Origin of the sequence: Nostoc sp. KVJ3 (assembly GCF_026127265.1) — a bacterium.
Taxonomy (GTDB): domain Bacteria; phylum Cyanobacteriota; class Cyanobacteriia; order Cyanobacteriales; family Nostocaceae; genus Nostoc.
This window is the reverse complement of record NZ_WWFG01000001.1, coordinates 1667277-1684300: the sequence shown is the minus strand read 5'-3', so window position 1 is coordinate 1684300 and position 17024 is coordinate 1667277. Positions and strand designations below refer to the sequence as shown.

Below are 17024 nucleotides of genomic sequence, written 5' to 3'. Positions count from 1 at the left end.
AGCGTAATTTTACTGAGTTCGACGTTATTCAAGAATAAGTTATGAGTTAAATGATTAAGTCTCTGTTGTATTTTTTGTGGGCTGGTTTATTTGAAATCGGGGGCGGCTACCTGATATGGTTGTGGTTGCGCGAAGGTAAGCCGTTTTGGTGGGGCATATTGGGGGGAATTGCTTTAGCTATCTATGGGATTATTGCAACTCTTCAATCAGCAAATTTTGGTAGAGTTTATGCGGCTTACGGTGGTGTGTTTATCGCAATGGCAATGCTTTGGGGTTGGAAGGTAGACGGCTTAACTCCAGACCGTTACGACCTAATAGGAGCCTGTTTAGCTTTAGTCAGTGTTTTAATTATCATGTTTGCACCTAGAACTTAATAGGGCTGAGTGCTGAGGGCTGAGTAACTAAGAGAGATAAATCTAGGCGATGCACTGAGCTTGCCGAAGTGGGATTGAAGTAAGGACATATTAAATATACGCTACGCATCTCGAAATAAATATTGATTTCTTTTTCCTTGGCTTAAAAGCAGTTGCTCTCAGACCTTCTGAAATGAAGTGCAATTATTACTTTTTTACTCTAAGCCGAGTTACGGGCTAAACCCCCGCTATTCGCGTACAGCACTCAGCACTGTTTCGATGACAAGCAGCAATCTAGGTATCTAAGCTTTTATGCGGGAGATATAAAGAAAATTCATCACATATTTGTGCAAGTTATCTAAGAATTCACAATAATTCTCAATTCTCACAAGTATCTTGGTTTGTAACACTAGGTAACTAAAAATTTGCAATTTTGTAGCGCTTGCATAAAATGTTATTCTTCAAAAAAAAAAGATGCAATGATCTCATGCATATACCCTTATTGTAATCTTGACAACTACAATCGGGATTATATTTTTGTTAACATTTTCAGAAAATTAAGGTTCAGTAACTTTCAAGACAAAAATGTATAACTAAAAGTAATCAAATGTAGTTAAGGATACAAATCATTGGTGCTTAGGAAGAAAAAGAAGTGTTGAAGAAAGTTGTGATGATTGGGGCTATGACCCTACTGTTTTTGGCAGGGCCGCTGATGGGCAATGCTTTTGCCCAAGCACCAGCCGCTAGTCCACCTGCTGCTGATACTGGAGATACGGCATTTATGCTGATTTCAGCAGCGCTCGTGCTGTTAATGACACCAGGATTGGCATTTTTCTATGGGGGATTTGTGCGATCGCGGAATATCCTAAACACATTGATGATGAGCTTTGTGTTGATGGCGATTGTGGGAGTTACCTGGATTCTCTGGGGTTATAGTCTTTCCTTTGCACCAGGGTTGCCATTCATTGGTGGATTACAGTGGCTTGGTTTGAATGGTGTCGGTTTAGAGACTCAAGGCTACTTGCCGCATCTGCCTTATGAAGATGCCCTGAAAGCAGCAGACCCCAAATATGCTGATTTAACTTCTTATGCGGGAACGATACCCCACCAGGCATTCATGATCTACCAAGCCATGTTTGCCATTATCACCCCAGCCTTAATTTCTGGAGCGATCGCAGAACGGATGAGTTTCCGCGCTTATTCGCTGTTTGTCCTCTTGTGGTCAACCTTTGTTTATGCTCCACTGGCACACATGGTATGGGCTAAAGGTGGATTCTTGGGCTTGGCTGGTGGATTGGGTGCCCTCGACTTTGCCGGGGGTACAGTAGTTCACATTAGTTCTGGCGTTTCTGCCCTAGTAGCTGCTATTGTCCTTGGCCCTCGGAAAACCCATCCAGACCGCCTTAGCCCACCGCACAACGTTCCGTTTATTTTGCTGGGTGCTGGCTTGCTGTGGTTTGGTTGGTTCGGCTTCAACGCTGGGAGCGCCCTATCTGTTGCTAGTGGAACTTCTGGTAGCGTCGTTACCAATCTGGCAACAACAGCCTTTGTTGCCACCAATGCGGCGGCAGCAGCAGCAGCATTAATGTGGCTAATTATGGAAGCAGTTTTACGGGGTAAACCAACCGCCGTAGGAGCAGCTACAGGGGCCGTTGCTGGTTTAGTGGGCATCACTCCCGCCGCCGGGTTTGTCACACCCCTATCAGCGATTTTAATTGGTTTCATTACCGCCTTTGTTTGCTTCTATGCCATCAGTTTCAAGCACAAGCTAGAAATTGACGATGCTTTAGATACCTATCCCGTGCATGGCGTTGGTGGTACAGTCGGGGCAATTTTAACCGCCATCTTTGCCACAACTCAAGTCAACGGCGGAGGTAAAGAGGGAGTATTGCGTGGTAATTTTGGGGAATTGGGAGTTGAACTAGCAGCAATTGCCGTTGCTTATGCGATCGCAGCTGTTGGTACGTGGATTATTCTCAAGGTTATTGATGCTACAGTCGGTCTGCGAGTCAAAGAAGAAGCTGAATTGCAAGGTTTGGATATCAACGAACACGGCGAAGAAGGTTACAACTCCGAGTTTGGCGATCGTCCGACTTAGTAGGAGTTAGGAGTTAGGAGTTATTTATCTCCCCCATCTCCTCAATCCCCATTTTAAAATTGTGTAATTTGCGATCGCTAGCGTTAAAATTTGATTCAAATAATTGGTAAATTTCGCTAGTCGTGTCTACTTCTGCAAAAACCTTTCCTATCTGGGCATTTTTCTCGCTGTTAACCAACGGCATCCTAATGTTGGCGGTCATCCTGCTAATTTGGCAACAGCAGAGATTGTCCGCCTTTTTTGGGATAGTAACATCCTCAGAATCAATCAACCTGAACAACTCACCCCAAATTGTTACACCTGATTTGGGTCGCCGTCACCAACTCACTTACCAAGAGTGGGTAGACATCCTCAAACAAGAAGCTAAGGTTGCATCTGACCAACATCCTGGGCATTTAAGCATCCTGGCGGGAGATTCGCTAAGTTTGTGGTTTCCCCCTGAGTTATTACCCGAAGGTAAAACTTGGCTCAATCAAGGAATTTCTGGCGAAACCAGCAATGGACTTTTGAACAGATTGAAGATATTTGACCGTACCCAGCCAGAGGTAATTTTTGTGATGATTGGCATTAATGACCTAATTCGGGGGATGAGCAATGGGGTAATTTTAGATAATCAGCGCCAAATTATCAATTACCTCCAAAAGACGCATCCCACAGCGCAAATTGTTGTCCAATCGATTTTGCCACATGCGGCAGAAGAAGCGACCTGGAAAGGAAAAGATAAACTGTTAGCCGTTGCTAATAGTCGGATTCGCGAGTTGAATCAGCAACTGCAAAGTATATCTACCAAAAAAGGTGTCAAATATCTCGATTTATATCCCCTGTTTACCAACAAACAAGGAAATCTCCGCCGCGAATTTACTACTGATGGCTTACATTTAAGTCCTGAAGGCTATATAGTTTGGCGTTCTGCATTGCAGATTTATGGCGAAATCGAATTAAAATCTCAGCGCCAAAATCCTTCGGGGGAAAAAGGTTAAAGGACAAAAAGAAGTAATATCTTTGAATACAACTCTGTATAAATCGCGGCTTGGCGCGAGAAAATAAAGAATAGTGGTTTAAATAGACAAATCTAATGGATACAAAAGCTTTTAAGCGCAGCTTGCAACATTCGGAAAATTACAATCGCAAGGGCTTTGGTCATCAAGCAGAAGTTGCCACTCAGTTGCAATCTGAGTATCAGAGTAACTTAATTCAAGAAATCCGCGATCGCAATTACATCCTGCAACGGGGTAATGTGACAATCCGACTAGCACAAGCCTTTGGCTTTTGCTGGGGTGTAGAACGGGCTGTGGCTATGGCCTATGAAACCCGTCAGCACTTTCCCACAGAACACATCTGGATTACTAACGAGATTATCCACAACCCTTCTGTAAATCAGCGAATGCAGGAAATGGCGGTAGAATTCATCCCCATTGAAGGAAAAAATAAAGACTTTTCTGTTGTTGGCACTGGTGATGTAGTAATACTACCTGCTTTTGGGGCTAGCGTTCAAGAAATGCAGATCCTTCACGATAAAGGCTGCAAAATAGTTGATACAACTTGCCCTTGGGTATCTAAAGTTTGGAATACAGTAGAAAAGCACAAAAAAATCGATTACACATCAATAATTCACGGTAAATATAAACACGAAGAAACAGTTGCTACAAGTTCCTTTGCGGGCAAGTATTTAATTGTGTTGAATTTGTCAGAAGCACAGTATGTTGCTGACTATATTATCAATGGTGGGAACCGGGAAGAGTTTCTGACCAAATTTGCGAAAGCTTGTTCAGCCGGATTTGACCCCGATCGCGATTTAGAAAGAGTTGGCATTGCCAACCAAACTACAATGCTGAAAGGCGAAACTGAGCAAATCGGGAAACTTTTTGAGCGGACTATGTTGCAGAAGTATGGCCCCACCGAGTTAAATCAGCATTTCCAAAGCTTTAATACTATCTGTGATGCCACCCAAGAACGGCAAGATGCCATGTTGGAGTTAGTGGAACACAATTTAGATTTAATGGTAGTAATTGGTGGATTCAATTCATCCAATACTACTCAATTGCAACAAATTGCTTTTGAGCGAGGAATACCTTCTTATCATATTGATACTGTTGAAAGGATTAAATTAGGAGATTCTATAGAACATCGGCAATTAAATGGGCAATTAATAACTACAAAAAACTGGTTGCCAGATGGAGAAATTGTTGTAGGAATTACTTCTGGTGCTTCTACACCAGATAAGGTAGTAGAAGATGTGATTGAGAGAATTTTTGCAGTGAAAGCAACAGCAATACTGGTTTAAGTAGGTAGGCGTAATTAAATATAAGATCAGACCTCACCCTCAATCCCTCTCCTTAGTAAGGCTATGGTGTACACACAAGTTATCGAATCACCACCAGTCCTTAAATTACCCCACCCTAACCCTCCTCTTAGAAAGGCTACGGTGTACACACATCTCTGTAGAAACCCAAAATCGTTGGAGATCCCCCTAAATCCCCCTTAAAAAGGGGGACTTTAAGAGACTTTTGCCCCCCAATTTATCGGGGGGTTGGGGGGATGAAAAGCCTATGAGGCCACTCTCAAAGACTTGTGTGTACACCGTAGCCTTAGTAAGGTGAGGGAAAGAAATTCTCTTGTTTCCCACTAATGCATCGGGGGGATTAAGGAGGGTAATTAGACTTGTGTGTACACCGTAGCCTTAGTAAGGAGAGGGAAGCCGGAGGCAGAGTGAGGTTTGATATTTAATTTGAACCACTTACTTAACAGCGATCGTTTATTGGCGAAACATCAGACTAATATCAGCTATCAAGTTCGTAGTAAGGACTTTAGTCCTTATTTTTCAAGCATTAAATTCCTTACTATAACCCTCAAAACTGATAACTGATAACTGTTCACTATTTTAAAAAATTGGGAGAAATTCAAGAAATGGCTGTTTATGAGCAAATTGGTAAAAGCTATGATTTGACTCGTCGGGCCGATCCTGAAATTGCTGCCCGATTAGCTGTTCACCTTCAGCTAAAATCAGATTTTTCATATCTTGATGTGGGATGTGGAACTGGAAATTACACACTAGCTTTAGCAAAATATGCTGGTGTTTGGCATGGAGTAGACCAGTCAAAAAAGATGATTGATGCTGCTACAAATAAGAGTAATATTGTAAATTGGCAAGTTGCAGAAGCTGAAGCCTTGCCTTATGCTGATAGAGCTTTTTCAGCTGTGTTATGCACCCTAGCAATACATCATTTTGCTGCATTAACTCCTGCTTTTCGGGAGATTTACCGTGTCTTAGCGGCTGGTCATTTTGTGTCATTCACGGCAACACCAGAGCAAATAAGCAAATATTGGTTAGTCGAATATTTTCCAGAGGCTATACATAAGTCTGCTGAACAAATGCCAAGTTTAGAAAAGGTCAAATATGCTCTCAATGAGGCAGGTTTTAACTCAATAAATATCCAAGCTTATTCTATTTCAAAAAAATTGCAAGACCTATTTTTATATAGTGGTAAATATCGTCCTGAAATATATTTAGATGAAAATGTCCGTTCTGGAATTTCTACATTTTCTTTGTTAGCTTCGCAAGATGAAATCGCCGTAGGGTGTCAAAGGCTAGCAGCAGATATTAATACAGGCCTAATTAAGGAGATTATCAATAAGTATGAAAATAATAACGGAGATTACTTGTTTGTAATTGCTGATAAAGTAGCAACTTGAACTAAAGGATGAAGATTAAAGCAGCAATGTTCTTATCCAATCAACGCCTCATACTCATCATGTGAACCAATCCAGATCCAGTAATAATCCTCGCCTGACCACAAATCATTTCCTACTTTTTTAAAATGCAAAGACGGATGAAATTGATTATTAATCCAAAGACGATACGCCTTTCTAGCTTGCTCTTTAACTTCAGGTGAAAGTACAGTATAAGAGCGCCAAAAATCAGGGGTTGTTAAGGATTTCATCTAACGGTTGCACCTGATTAGCTTCAATATCTGCCTTTGCACGCTGGATTAACCGATCCAATCGACCAGATTTTGCATCTGCTTCAATTTGCTTATCCCAGGCATCATTGAGATATTCTTGAAGCCAGTTTGATAAATTTCGTATTTCACCTTCAGATAGTTGCATAATAGCGGCTTCTATTTCTGGGAGTGAGTTCATCCTAATTATCCTCAATCCAGCACTATAAAATATATTGTACCAAAGCGGTTCTCATTTATGTGAGGTACACCGGTAGGGGCAATTCATGAATTACCCCTACACCTTACGAGATAATTTTGCACCACATTTGAATGGGAACCGCTATATGAAGTAATAATTATTAATTTAATCATGAATTAGCATGACAGAAAAATGGCTTTCTATCGTCGGTATTGGGGAAGATGGATTACAGGGGTTAAGCGCGATCGCTCGTTCTCTAGTCGATCGAGCTAAAGTAATTGTCGGAGGCGATCGCCATTTGGCAATGCTCCCTCCAGACGATCAACGTGAGAAAATAGTCTGGGCATCCCCTATTAGTACGTCTGTAGACGAAATCATTCAGCGTCGGGGTCAGCCGATCTGCGTACTTGCAAGCGGCGATCCGATGTGTTATGGCATTGGTGTCACCTTGATGCGGCGAATTCCCATCTCGGAAATGATGATTATCCCTGCCCCTTCAGCCTTCAGCCTCGCCTGTGCAAGGGTGGGATGGTCTTTAACTGAGGTGGAAACCTTGAGTTTAAATGGTCGTCCATCTTCATTACTCCAGTCTTACATCTATCCGGGAGCTAGGCTGTTAATTTTGAGTGAGGGGAAGGACACGCCCGCCATTGTTTCCCAAATTTTGACAAATCGCGGCTATGGTGGCAGCAAAGTCACCGTATTGGAGCGTATGGGTGGCACTCATGAAAGAATTGTGTCAGGTAGGGCTACATCTTGGAGCGAAACGGAAGTTGCGGCGTTGAATGCGATCGCAGTTGATTGTATTGCCGATGCTGGGGTTATCCCTTTACCAAGATTACCAGGATTACCAGATAACGCCTATCACCACGATGGACAGTTAACTAAACGTGAAGTTAGGGCAATCACCCTAGCAGCTTTGGCTCCCGCACCGGGCGGGTTATTGTGGGATGTTGGCGCGGGTTGCGGCTCAATTTCTATTGAATGGATGCGAAGCCATCCCCGGTGTCGAGCGATCGCGATCGAGCAAAATTCATCTAGACTACTATATATTGCTGATAATGCCACCACTCTTGGTACTCCAAATCTGCAAATCATTCCAGGCAAAGCACCCCATGCCCTAAAAGATTTGCCAGCACCAGATGCGATTTTTATTGGTGGTGGGGTGACAGCAACGGGACTTTTTAATGTTTGCTGGGAGGCATTGCCGCCGGGTGGACGTTTGGTAGCAAATGTGGTGACGGTAGAGGGTGAGCAAACTTTATTTCAATGGCATGAACAAGTTGGTGGCCATTTAACTCGTATTGCCATTCAGAAGGCGGAACCCATTGGTAAATTTTTGGGTTGGCGAGCAATGGCACCTGTGACGCAATGGATAGTTGTGAAGTCTGAGTAGTTCACAATCGGCTTCAACTGCGGAAATTATTGAAACATAATAAGAGTCAATTTAATGGCGATCGCTTTTCTCAAAGTAAGTTTTCGAGTTATTGTAGTCTTTGAACAAGAAGGAGAAGAGTCAGAATATAAAATTTTCCTGACTCTGTAAACTTCTGATGCACAATATTTCTACTTTTTATAAAAAAAGTAAAGGTTCAAAACCTCGCCCGCAAGTGGCGCGAATAAATCCTTGTATCTTAAGGTAGGTAGAAACCCCACCCCAAGTGTCTGGCTTAGTTTAATCCCCCTGCTTCCCCTGCTTCCCCTGCTCCCCCTGCTCCCCCTGCTCTCTTCATTTTTGGGTGGCGATCGCTAACTTTGCCCCTTGAACTTTACGAACCCGATCCATTACCGCGACTACCCGCCCATAATCAACTTTTTCATCAGCATTAATAATCACTAAAACTTCTTGGTTAGAACCAACTAAAGCACGGACTTGCTCTGTCAAATCATCAACTGCAACTGGTTTCCGGTTCAGGCTTACCTGTTGTTTTGCATCTACCGTAATGGTAATTTTATTGGGAACTTGCTGCTGTTTCGCGGTGGTAGCCTTTGGTAAATTTACTGGCAAACCTTCAGAACGTGTTAAAAACAGAGTTGACATGATAAAAAATGTCAAAATTGCAAAAATCACGTCAATCATCGGCACGATGTTGATCTGTAGTGGAAGTTCTGGTTCATCTGGTAGACGCATAAGTTTTTTCTCCTCGTTCATAACGACGACGGTAAAGTAATTCTAGCTGTCCCCCATACTCTTGAATTAATGCAATTTGCCTCTGGTACAGTCCCCGGAAGGTATTGGCAAATAAGAGTGTAAAAATTGCAACAACCAATCCTGATGCAGTTGATACCAAAGCTTCACTAATCCCAGATGTAACACCAGTTGTTTTTGTACCTCCCACATCACCAAGGTTTAGGGAAGCAAAGGAGGCAATTAATCCTAACACAGTGCCGAGAAGACCTAACAAGGGCGCAAGACCAACTATTGTCTCAAAAATGTTTTGGAAGCGCTTAAGTACAGGTATTTCAGCCTGGGCTTCGCTTTCTAATGCCAAACGAAATTCTTCTGGATTTGGCTCTTCTAATTCTAAAGCAGCGAGAAAAATCCTTGCCAGTGGCAAATCTGCATTTTTCTGAAGTTTATCCATTGCACCAACAAGATTATCGAGTCGGTAGAGATTCAAAACATCTCGCACCACACGGCTTTGACGCTGATTGATCCTTACCCAAAATCTGACACGCTCAATCATCAATGCCACTGCCAATACCGAAAACAACAACAGGGGCCACATGACCACACCACCTGCTGCAAACAAATTATGAATTCCCATGTAGTGCCTCTATAACATCATCCACAATACAAAATCAGACTACCAGAATCTAGATCAAAGCTGAAACTTTTTCTCAATAAACTATAAAATATAATGATAATTTTTAAATATACTTATCATAATTTATAGTTAATTTTTTATTCAATTTACATAAAATAATTTAATTAAAATAAAAATTAATTTTGTTCAAAACCATGATATTAAGGATGTCTTTACTAAGAGAGGGTTCCGTCAGGCGATCGCAAGTAATTTTAATTGTTGACTTGATATTTATAACCTTACATTCTAAGATAACTAGATTAGTGAGAATAGGTAGCAATAGCTATGAGCTTTTCTGGCATTACTGTCGAGCAACGTTCCAAAGAAGTTGAGGCTCTCAAGTCTTTTCTGACTTACAGTCTGATAGGTTCACTGGCGCTGCATATCGGCGTACTGTCTTCAGGCATAGGTAATTATTTGACGAGAGTCCCCACAGGAGAAGATGAACCAATAGAGGTGGCGATCGTTGATTCTCCAACTACCGAACCAGAAAAACCACTTGAAAAAATTCCAGAAGAACCCAAAAAAGAACCGGAAGTTGTTCAAAAACAGTCCATAGAAACTCAATCAGTACAAAAACCAGTACAAGAATTGATTGAAAAACCAAAAATTCAGCCAGTTCAAGAACAACCAAAGCAAACTACTCAAATTCAGCCAGTTCCACAACAACCAAGACAAACTACTCAGATTCAGTCAGTTCCACAACAACCAAAGCAAACTACTCAGATTCAGCCAGTTCTACAACAACCAAGACAAACTACTCAAAACTCACAACCGACAGATGGGAAAATTGCTCCCAAGCCATTCATTCCTATGACAACTGTTGCTCCTCAAAGTGGTGGTGGCGGTGGTAATTCAGTCTTGACAGGTAACTCTGGTAGCTCTGGCGTTGGTTTAAGTACAGGCTCTGGCGGTGGTTCAGGCTCAGGCTCTGGCGGTGGTTCAGGTTCAGGAATTGGCAGTGGCTCAGGTTCAGGAATTGGCAGTGGCTCAGGTTCAGGAATTGGTAGTGGTTCAGGCAATGGAGTAGGAAACCGCCCAACAGTAGCAACAGCGCCAACACCTCCAAAAATTAACAGTTCTGGTAATGGTAATGGTCGTGCAGCTTGCCGCGAATGTAATGCCAAATATCCAGAGGCAGCAAGACGGCGAGGAGTTGAAGGCAGAGTAGAAGTGGCTGTAGATACTGATGCACAAGGCAATGTCACCAATGTGCGGGTTGCTCGCTCTAGTGGAAACCGTGACTTGGATGAAGAAACTATGAGACAAGCGCGTGACTGGAAATTAAAACCCGCAGAAGGTGGTAGACAAGGGGTATCAATAGCTACTGAATTTGCCATAAAAGGTTCAAGTCGATCGCGCCAAGTTCAAGAACGACAAGCACAAAGACAAGCTGAAGAGAGAACTCAGCAGACAACGGCTGCCAATTCCACACAAGAAGCTCCGAAACGTAGGCGTAGAGAGTTGACATCTTCATCATCTAATGAAGCTACAGCTACAAAACCAGCTGAAACTAGAGCCACAAAACCAGCAATATCTGGGTTTAGTAGACGGTTGGAACCTCAAACAGGTGAAAGCACTGGTATAAACTCATCATCTAGAGTTAGGACAACTCGCACTCAAGGAACTGCAAGAGAGTCCTTACCAACTACCGATTCATCACAACAGCCACAAACAACCACCAATCGGCGGCGGCGCAGAGAAAACACTAGCCAGAACAAGCTGCGAGAATCTTTGCGCCGTTTACGCCAACAACCTCAATCGCAACCACAACCTGCTGCACCACCCGCTACAAGTCAGCAGTAGAGTTACAAAAGGTACGGTTATTGCGATCGCACATTACAATAAAACCGAACCTGCTCAACTTGAAGGTTGATTTATTCTTATACATAGGAAGCTTGAGATTGAGCTTTGTGCAATTTAAGATTGCTTGAAAAACATATTCTATCAATTGTTTGCAAACCAGTAAGCTTGAGATTGAGCCTCCTGAGACTAAATAGTTATATCTTAGAGGTGATAGTTATGGCACTGATTCGTTGGAATCCATTTCTGGATGTGGAACGCTTAGAACCATTGCGAGAAATCGACACATTACAACGGCAAATGAATCGACTGTTTGACACATTGATACCAACTACTAATAGTAGTGATACCCCTGGATTGACCTTGAGTCCTCCTGCTGAACTAGAAGAAATTGATGATGCGCTTCACTTGAGACTAGAAGTACCTGGTTTAGAACCAAAAGATATAAATATAGAAGCAACACGCGAATCAGTTTTGATTAGCGGTGAGCGTAAAGTTGAAACCAGGACTCAAAAAAACGGTGTAACTCGGTCTGAGTTCCGTTATGGTAAGTTTCAGCGAGTAATCCCGTTACCTTCCCAAATTCAAAATGACAAAGTGCAAGCTGAATACAAAAATGGTATTCTCCACTTGATCTTGCCGAAAGCTGAATCAGAAAAACACAAAGCCGTCAAAGTTAATCTTGGTTAATTCAAAACTGAAAATTAGAAATTAGGAAAGAGTTCTTTTGCTCCTAATTCCCATTCCTATTAACAATGATACCCGCCTCCTAAAAACAGGAGGCGGTTCTTTCTTATACAGCCATAGCTTCACCAATCAATACACCTCGATCGCGAGGGAAGAAGTGTTAAGTAGTTGGACAAAAATATTTACAGTCATTGCGAGCAAAGCGTTGCAATCCCAACCGCAAGTGAATTGCTTCATTACGCTATCTCTACGAGACGCTACCGCGTTAAGCGAAGCTATGCCGAAGGCTTTACGCTTCATTCGCAATGACATTGTGTAATTAATTCTATCCAAGTACTTAGTATCATGTCCCGGTAATCACAAGTGATTACCGCATCTGTGCAAAAATCGGAAAAGCCTCTTTCCCCCTGCTCCCTGCTCCCTGCCCCCTGCGGTCTAAACGATAAGTCTTTAGCCGGACATGATATTAGAGCTAGAGCCGCTCACTACAAACTTTGAATTATCTACGTCGTCCTACTTGGTAGTGTTTGCCGATGGTCAATTATATGCTGAGATAATAGTCAATGGCTAACTTTCAAGTTGCTCATCTGCACTTTATGTTAGATGTCAAATTCACCAATTTGAATAAAACTTCTACACAAACACACACTGATGCACTTTGATTTGCTTGAATAGCTATATTGATAGGACATTGATCCGACGGCAATTCACAATCCTGATTATGGCAAGTAAATTCATTGATGTTAGGGAATACACTGTCAGGGCGCACAAAAGACAGATTCATACTCGTGTTTTCCAGTTTGTCTGTAAAGAGTGTAACGATCTGACAAAACGCGAGACGTTCGGGCCTAGACCCTTATATTGTGAGAGATGTCGCCCTCCCCAAGCACCGAAAAAATCCCAGCCAACATCTCAGAAAGCAAAACCCAGACCAATGTCTTATAAAAGTGACATCGATTTAAATTGATTGAAGCCTTATGACTCAAAATGGACAATTAGAACCACCTCCGGGCACTTTTCTCTCACCACTGTTGGAATTACGAGACTATTATGCTCGCCTCACAGAAGAGTATGAACGCCTCTTTGTACAGGCGCGATCGCAGCTAGATCATGTAGAGGCGTTGTTGTCTAACTGGTCTTCTTCTGATAGCAACAAGCACATATCAAGACTGACAGCAGCTGATGAAACCTCGAATGTTTCTCAAGAAGGATCTGTGAGGTTTTTATCACCTCTTGATGACATCAATGAAATCAACTTGGTAGAGTCTCTACAGTTAGAACTCACAGACTCAGATCGGGTTGAGATCGATAATTCTTTTTCTGCCACTGTTGATACAAAAGAGAGAAAACCTCCAACTACATCACCAGATGCGAATAGGGCGCTAGAGAACAACGATAGTTCAACGAAGGTGGCAGAAATTCCCATGCTATCCAAGTATCAGCACGCTATCTCGCGAATGGAAGCCATCAAACAACTATTGCAAGAGCAGATAGGCACTGTCTGTCATATCGATTTTATCGTGCGATCGCTTTATGGAGAGTTGGATTCCAATCTATTCAAAGTAGTTAAAGGTAGAGTTCAATCTTCCCTTACCCAAGGTAGAGAAAGGAATTATTGGGTAACTATTCCCGATGAACCAGGTTGTTATACTCTAGATTTAAGTTTGGTAGCCCCAAGTAAGCGCAATGGTGCTTCTAGAAACAAAAATAAGAAGCCTTTTGTACCCCCGACAAAAACAGTACCGATGCTCAAAGCCTTTGAGGGTCAATTCTTAATTGATGCTCTCACCTCTCTGTTTGAAGACAATCCAGGTAAAGTTTTCAGTGTTGCTGAAGTCATCGCCGGAATTTATGGAGAACTAGATTCTCATCAAATTAGAGAGATCAAAAATAAGGTCTTGAATGAATTATCTAGAGGCTATCGGACAGGCCGATTCTCTAGGGTTCCTAACGAAATCGGCTTTTATACTTTAGACTCAAATCTGATATTGAAGAGTAGTTTTCGTTAAATTGGCATTGGGAATTGGGCATTGAGAATTGGGCATGGGGCATGGGGCATTAGTTCTTTATTTCTCCCCCTGCTCCCCCCTGCTCCCCCCTGCTCCCCCTGCTCCCTTGTCCCCACTCCCCTATCCCAAAAACAGCTTGTATGCCGGATTCTTATTCTCATCCCAATAGCGATAGCCCAGATTATCGAGAAAAGCTTGCCAATCTTCCATCTCATAGGGAGGAACCTGGATACCGACAACAATTCGTCCGTAGTCTGCGCCATTGTTGCGGTAGTGGAAAAGACTAATATTCCAGTCGGGACTCATGGAAGTAACAAACTTCATCAATGCACCGGGACGTTCGGGAAACTCAAAACGGTAGAGTAATTCATTGTCAGCCAAAGGAGAGTGCCCACCCACCATGTGCCGCAGATGTAATTTAGTTAGTTCGTCGTCTGTTAAATCAAGGGTTTCAAATCCTTGAGCTTCAAAGGTTTCTACCATCTTTGCAGCATCAGCACGGTTTTGAATTTGCACACCGACAAAAATATGGGCTGTTTTTTCATCAGCAATGCGATAGTTAAACTCAGTAAGATTACGGTTGCCAATACATTCACAAAACTGGCGAATACTTCCCCGTTCTTCAGGAATTGTGACTGCAAAGATTGCTTCCCGGCGTTCTCCTAATTGTGCCCGTTCTGCCACGAAGCGGAGACGATCGAAATTCATGTTTGCACCGCAAGCTACAGCAATTAAGGTTTGTCCCTCGATTTGTTCTCGCTCTACGTAGGCTTTGGCAGCTGCGATCGCTAATGCACCGGCTGGCTCTAAAATGGATCGCGTATCCTCAAATACGTCTTTAATCGCAGCACAAGTATCATCTGTATCCACCAAAATGATTTCATCTACATACTGCTGACACAAACGGAAGGTTTCTTCACCAACTTCTCGCACCGCTACGCCATCAGCAAATAAACCCACTTGAGATAAGCGCACCCGATGTCCGGCTTTGAGCGATTGAGACATGGCATCAGCATCTACTGGTTCAACACCAATGATCTTGATTTCGGGACGCAATCGTTTCACATAAGCCCCAATCCCAGAAATTAATCCACCCCCTCCAATTGCAACAAAAATTGCATGAATGGGTTGCTGATATTGTCGTAAAATTTCCATCCCGATGGTTCCCTGTCCGGCAATTACATGAGGATCGTCGAAAGGATGAATAAAGGTCAAACCTTTTTCCACTTCTAATTCACGGGCATAACTATAAGCATCGTCGTAGGTATTACCATGTAACACGACTGCTCCGCCTCTCATTCTCACCGCGTCCACCTTGACTTGAGGTGTGGTTACTGGCATGACGATAATCGCTTTGGTTCCCAAGCGATTAGCTGCAAGGGCGACTCCCTGAGCATGGTTTCCCGCCGATGCTGCAATTACACCTTGCGCTAATATATCTGGTGGCAGTTGCACCATCTTATTATAAGCACCCCGCAGTTTAAAGGAAAATACTGACTGCATATCTTCACGTTTCAGCAGGAGTTGATTATTTAGCCGCGCCGACAAATTTGGTGCATACTCTAGTGGTGTTTCCTGGGCAACATCATACACACGGGCAGTCAGGATTTGGATGAGGTAGTCGCAATACATGGGTGTCAAGGTGTTAGCAAATGCCGGATGAAAACTAATTTTACGTTACAAGCGATCGCACTGATTTTATTTAATTGCACTCTCTTGAAGTTTTGAGTGAATATAATTTAAAAATTAGTAATCCTGTGAGAAGAGAAACAAGTATCAATAATTGAATTTTTTTAGGGACTTAAAATTTAGTGCGATCGCTGATAGGTTGAGTTTAAAATAGTTTAACCAACTGTCCGATTATGAAGATCAACAGATAAGTATAATGTTGCTTATGAACATAACCGATCAATTTATGTTAAAGTGTGCATAGAAGATTAAATTCGGCTGTGTAGTTTGTTTTTATATATACTTAGTATTGCAGACCTCTCCGGATCTAAATCTCTACACCCCCTGATTCTGGAGACATTATATGTCAATTTACGTCGGCAATCTATCTTATGAGGTTAGAGAAGAAGACCTCAAAGCAGTCTTTGCAGAATACGGAACGGTAAAAAAAGTCCAATTGCCTATGGATAGAGAAACAGGTCGAATGAGAGGTTTCGGCTTTGTAGAAATGGAATCAGACGCGCAAGAAACAGCAGCAATTGAAGGCCTTGATAATGCTGAGTGGATGGGTCGGAGTTTAAAAGTTAATAAAGCCAAGCCCAAGACAGATGGAGGTTCCTCTCGCCGCTATTAAGGTCTAAAAATTAAGAATTTAACTCTAAGTCTTGAGGGCAGACAAGACACCTGCTTTTTTATGCTTCAGTTGACTGGAGTATTTACTAAATACTAACCACATGAACCCAGAAGCTAAACATATTGTTAGCGAACTAAGGCGTGAGTTCTACTCTAACTTTGCTGCTGCTATGAATATGCCGGTGAGCATAACTGGTACATCTTATAGTAGCAATTCACCGATCGCATCTTGGATGGATCGCAGTCAGAGATTAAACTATGTAAATGTATACGCTTATACAGCACCCGATGAATTTGTCCCATTCCGCCCGTTCATTCTTCGACTCGCTATTAACAAGAGTGCTGGTAGAGTCACGACCTTTAAAAAAGGACAAGTCTGCCGAGGTCTTAATTTGGTGTGGGACTTTGAACTAACTGTACTACCAAAAGAAATCTTAGACTTTCTTCCCTGGATAGTTAACTTAGTTGAAGTTAATGACAACAGTTCATCTTTATTGCTAAAATTACCACCTCATTCGTTTGAATTAAAAGTGCCAGAGGTTGGGTTATTAAATAATGCATGGACTGAGAAAGCTTGGCTTCTTGCAAATTCGACAATATCCAACGGTTAGTGCTTAAGTTGCTTTTAGCAACCGACTCAAAATATATCTGCTTGGGCTTTGTTTGCTCAATCAGAAAGTAGCGAGCCTACTTTGGGGAACGCCTCAAACATTTATAAATTTTTAAAACAAAATAGACAAGGTTGTACGAGTACTAGAAGCGTTTCCTCATTTGTTTGCTAATCATGCTAATCGTGCATTAATATCTGCTAGATACCTGATAATTG

At 42.3% G+C, this 17024-nt stretch carries 17 protein-coding genes; 12 read left to right on the top strand and 5 right to left on the bottom strand.

What is annotated here, in order from left to right:
* Nucleotides 1–50 precede the first annotated feature (50 nt).
* The 5 genes from GTQ43_RS06755 to GTQ43_RS06735 all read left to right on the top strand — a co-directional run bounded on the left by GTQ43_RS06755 (nt 51) and on the right by GTQ43_RS06735 (nt 6144).
* Nucleotides 51–374: a YnfA family protein gene (locus GTQ43_RS06755; RefSeq protein WP_265271762.1), complete on the top strand. Its 324-nt coding sequence runs from the start codon at nt 51–53 to the stop codon at nt 372–374.
* Nucleotides 375–1035: 661 nt separating this feature from the next.
* Nucleotides 1036–2451: an ammonium transporter gene (locus GTQ43_RS06750; protein WP_414859110.1), complete on the top strand. Its 1416-nt coding sequence runs from the start codon at nt 1036–1038 to the stop codon at nt 2449–2451.
* 122 nt (nt 2452–2573) lie between these two features.
* Nucleotides 2574–3431: an SGNH/GDSL hydrolase family protein gene (locus GTQ43_RS06745; RefSeq protein ID WP_265271760.1), complete on the top strand. Its 858-nt coding sequence runs from the start codon at nt 2574–2576 to the stop codon at nt 3429–3431.
* A gap of 95 nt (nt 3432–3526) precedes the next feature.
* Nucleotides 3527–4735 (top strand): 4-hydroxy-3-methylbut-2-enyl diphosphate reductase, encoded by a 1209-nt coding sequence (locus GTQ43_RS06740; RefSeq protein ID WP_265271759.1) that lies wholly within the window; start codon nt 3527–3529, stop codon nt 4733–4735.
* Between the two features lie 605 nt (nt 4736–5340).
* Entirely contained in the window at nt 5341–6144 is an 804-nt protein-coding gene (locus GTQ43_RS06735; protein ID WP_265271756.1) for a class I SAM-dependent methyltransferase, read from the top strand.
* A 32-nt stretch (nt 6145–6176) separates the two neighbouring features.
* On the opposite strand, the gene GTQ43_RS06730 is transcribed toward GTQ43_RS06735, so the two are convergent.
* Entirely contained in the window at nt 6177–6392 is a 216-nt protein-coding gene (locus GTQ43_RS06730) for a hypothetical protein (protein ID WP_265271755.1), read from the bottom strand.
* Nucleotides 6370–6591 (bottom strand): hypothetical protein, encoded by a 222-nt coding sequence (locus tag GTQ43_RS06725; RefSeq protein WP_265271754.1) that lies wholly within the window; start codon nt 6589–6591, stop codon nt 6370–6372. Before GTQ43_RS06725 ends, GTQ43_RS06730 begins: the two co-directional genes overlap by 23 nt.
* A 181-nt stretch (nt 6592–6772) precedes the next feature.
* Here GTQ43_RS06725 and cbiE point away from each other — a divergent pair, with 181 nt between their 5' ends.
* Nucleotides 6773–7987 carry a precorrin-6y C5,15-methyltransferase (decarboxylating) subunit CbiE gene (gene cbiE / locus GTQ43_RS06720; protein ID WP_265271752.1) on the top strand — a complete coding sequence of 405 codons (1215 nt, stop codon included), beginning with the start codon at nt 6773–6775 and terminating at the stop codon, nt 7985–7987.
* Between the two features lie 333 nt (nt 7988–8320).
* Here cbiE and GTQ43_RS06715 read toward each other — a convergent pair whose 3' ends face one another.
* Both GTQ43_RS06715 and GTQ43_RS06710 read right to left on the bottom strand, forming a co-directional pair.
* Nucleotides 8321–8722 (bottom strand): ExbD/TolR family protein, encoded by a 402-nt coding sequence (locus GTQ43_RS06715; RefSeq protein WP_265271750.1) that lies wholly within the window; start codon nt 8720–8722, stop codon nt 8321–8323.
* A complete protein-coding gene (locus GTQ43_RS06710; protein WP_265271748.1) occupies nt 8706–9359 on the bottom strand; it encodes a MotA/TolQ/ExbB proton channel family protein in 654 nt (217 codons plus the stop codon). Before GTQ43_RS06710 ends, GTQ43_RS06715 begins: the two co-directional genes overlap by 17 nt.
* A 324-nt stretch (nt 9360–9683) precedes the next feature.
* On the opposite strand from GTQ43_RS06710, the gene GTQ43_RS06705 reads away from it, so the two are divergent.
* The 4 genes from GTQ43_RS06705 (at nt 9684) to GTQ43_RS06690 (ending at nt 13897) form a co-directional block, all read left to right on the top strand.
* Nucleotides 9684–11204 carry an energy transducer TonB gene (locus tag GTQ43_RS06705; protein ID WP_265271746.1) on the top strand — a complete coding sequence of 507 codons (1521 nt, stop codon included), beginning with the start codon at nt 9684–9686 and terminating at the stop codon, nt 11202–11204.
* 216 nt (nt 11205–11420) lie between these two features.
* Nucleotides 11421–11891, top strand: coding sequence for an Hsp20/alpha crystallin family protein (locus tag GTQ43_RS06700; RefSeq protein WP_265271744.1), 471 nt, complete (start codon nt 11421–11423; stop codon nt 11889–11891).
* Nucleotides 11892–12609: 718 nt separating this feature from the next.
* On the top strand, nt 12610–12855 hold the full coding sequence (locus tag GTQ43_RS06695; RefSeq protein ID WP_114083336.1) for a hypothetical protein: 246 nt from the start codon (nt 12610–12612) through the stop codon (nt 12853–12855).
* Nucleotides 12856–12865: 10 nt separating this feature from the next.
* Nucleotides 12866–13897 carry a hypothetical protein gene (locus tag GTQ43_RS06690; RefSeq protein WP_265271736.1) on the top strand — a complete coding sequence of 344 codons (1032 nt, stop codon included), beginning with the start codon at nt 12866–12868 and terminating at the stop codon, nt 13895–13897.
* 120 nt (nt 13898–14017) lie between these two features.
* Here GTQ43_RS06690 and ilvA read toward each other — a convergent pair whose 3' ends face one another.
* On the bottom strand, nt 14018–15529 hold the full coding sequence (ilvA, locus tag GTQ43_RS06685; RefSeq protein WP_265273686.1) for a threonine ammonia-lyase, biosynthetic: 1512 nt from the start codon (nt 15527–15529) through the stop codon (nt 14018–14020).
* Between the two features lie 400 nt (nt 15530–15929).
* On the opposite strand from ilvA, the gene GTQ43_RS06680 reads away from it, so the two are divergent.
* Both GTQ43_RS06680 and GTQ43_RS06675 read left to right on the top strand, forming a co-directional pair.
* Nucleotides 15930–16199, top strand: coding sequence for an RNA recognition motif domain-containing protein (locus GTQ43_RS06680; RefSeq protein WP_265271734.1), 270 nt, complete (start codon nt 15930–15932; stop codon nt 16197–16199).
* A 100-nt stretch (nt 16200–16299) separates the two neighbouring features.
* Nucleotides 16300–16809 carry a hypothetical protein gene (locus GTQ43_RS06675; RefSeq protein WP_265271732.1) on the top strand — a complete coding sequence of 170 codons (510 nt, stop codon included), beginning with the start codon at nt 16300–16302 and terminating at the stop codon, nt 16807–16809.
* The last annotated feature ends 215 nt before the right edge of the window (nt 16810–17024 follow it).

Bases quoted from the DNA above. Each gene is read 5' to 3' on its own strand.
- GTQ43_RS06755 (WP_265271762.1), top strand. From the start codon at position 51: ATGATTAAGTCTCTGTTGTATTTTTTGTGGGCTGGTTTATTTGAAATC.
- GTQ43_RS06750 (WP_414859110.1), top strand. From the start codon at position 1,036: ATGACCCTACTGTTTTTGGCAGGGCCGCTGATGGGCAATGCTTTTGCC.
- GTQ43_RS06740 (WP_265271759.1), top strand. From the start codon at position 3,527: ATGGATACAAAAGCTTTTAAGCGCAGCTTGCAACATTCGGAAAATTAC.
- GTQ43_RS06730 (WP_265271755.1), bottom strand. From the start codon at position 6,392: ATGAAATCCTTAACAACCCCTGATTTTTGGCGCTCTTATACTGTACTT.
- GTQ43_RS06725 (WP_265271754.1), bottom strand. From the start codon at position 6,591: ATGAACTCACTCCCAGAAATAGAAGCCGCTATTATGCAACTATCTGAA.
- cbiE (WP_265271752.1), top strand. From the start codon at position 6,773: ATGACAGAAAAATGGCTTTCTATCGTCGGTATTGGGGAAGATGGATTA.
- GTQ43_RS06715 (WP_265271750.1), bottom strand. From the start codon at position 8,722: ATGCGTCTACCAGATGAACCAGAACTTCCACTACAGATCAACATCGTG.
- GTQ43_RS06710 (WP_265271748.1), bottom strand. From the start codon at position 9,359: ATGGGAATTCATAATTTGTTTGCAGCAGGTGGTGTGGTCATGTGGCCC.
- GTQ43_RS06705 (WP_265271746.1), top strand. From the start codon at position 9,684: ATGAGCTTTTCTGGCATTACTGTCGAGCAACGTTCCAAAGAAGTTGAG.
- GTQ43_RS06700 (WP_265271744.1), top strand. From the start codon at position 11,421: ATGGCACTGATTCGTTGGAATCCATTTCTGGATGTGGAACGCTTAGAA.
- GTQ43_RS06695 (WP_114083336.1), top strand. From the start codon at position 12,610: ATGGCAAGTAAATTCATTGATGTTAGGGAATACACTGTCAGGGCGCAC.
- GTQ43_RS06690 (WP_265271736.1), top strand. From the start codon at position 12,866: ATGACTCAAAATGGACAATTAGAACCACCTCCGGGCACTTTTCTCTCA.
- ilvA (WP_265273686.1), bottom strand. From the start codon at position 15,529: ATGTATTGCGACTACCTCATCCAAATCCTGACTGCCCGTGTGTATGAT.
- GTQ43_RS06680 (WP_265271734.1), top strand. From the start codon at position 15,930: ATGTCAATTTACGTCGGCAATCTATCTTATGAGGTTAGAGAAGAAGAC.
- GTQ43_RS06675 (WP_265271732.1), top strand. From the start codon at position 16,300: ATGAACCCAGAAGCTAAACATATTGTTAGCGAACTAAGGCGTGAGTTC.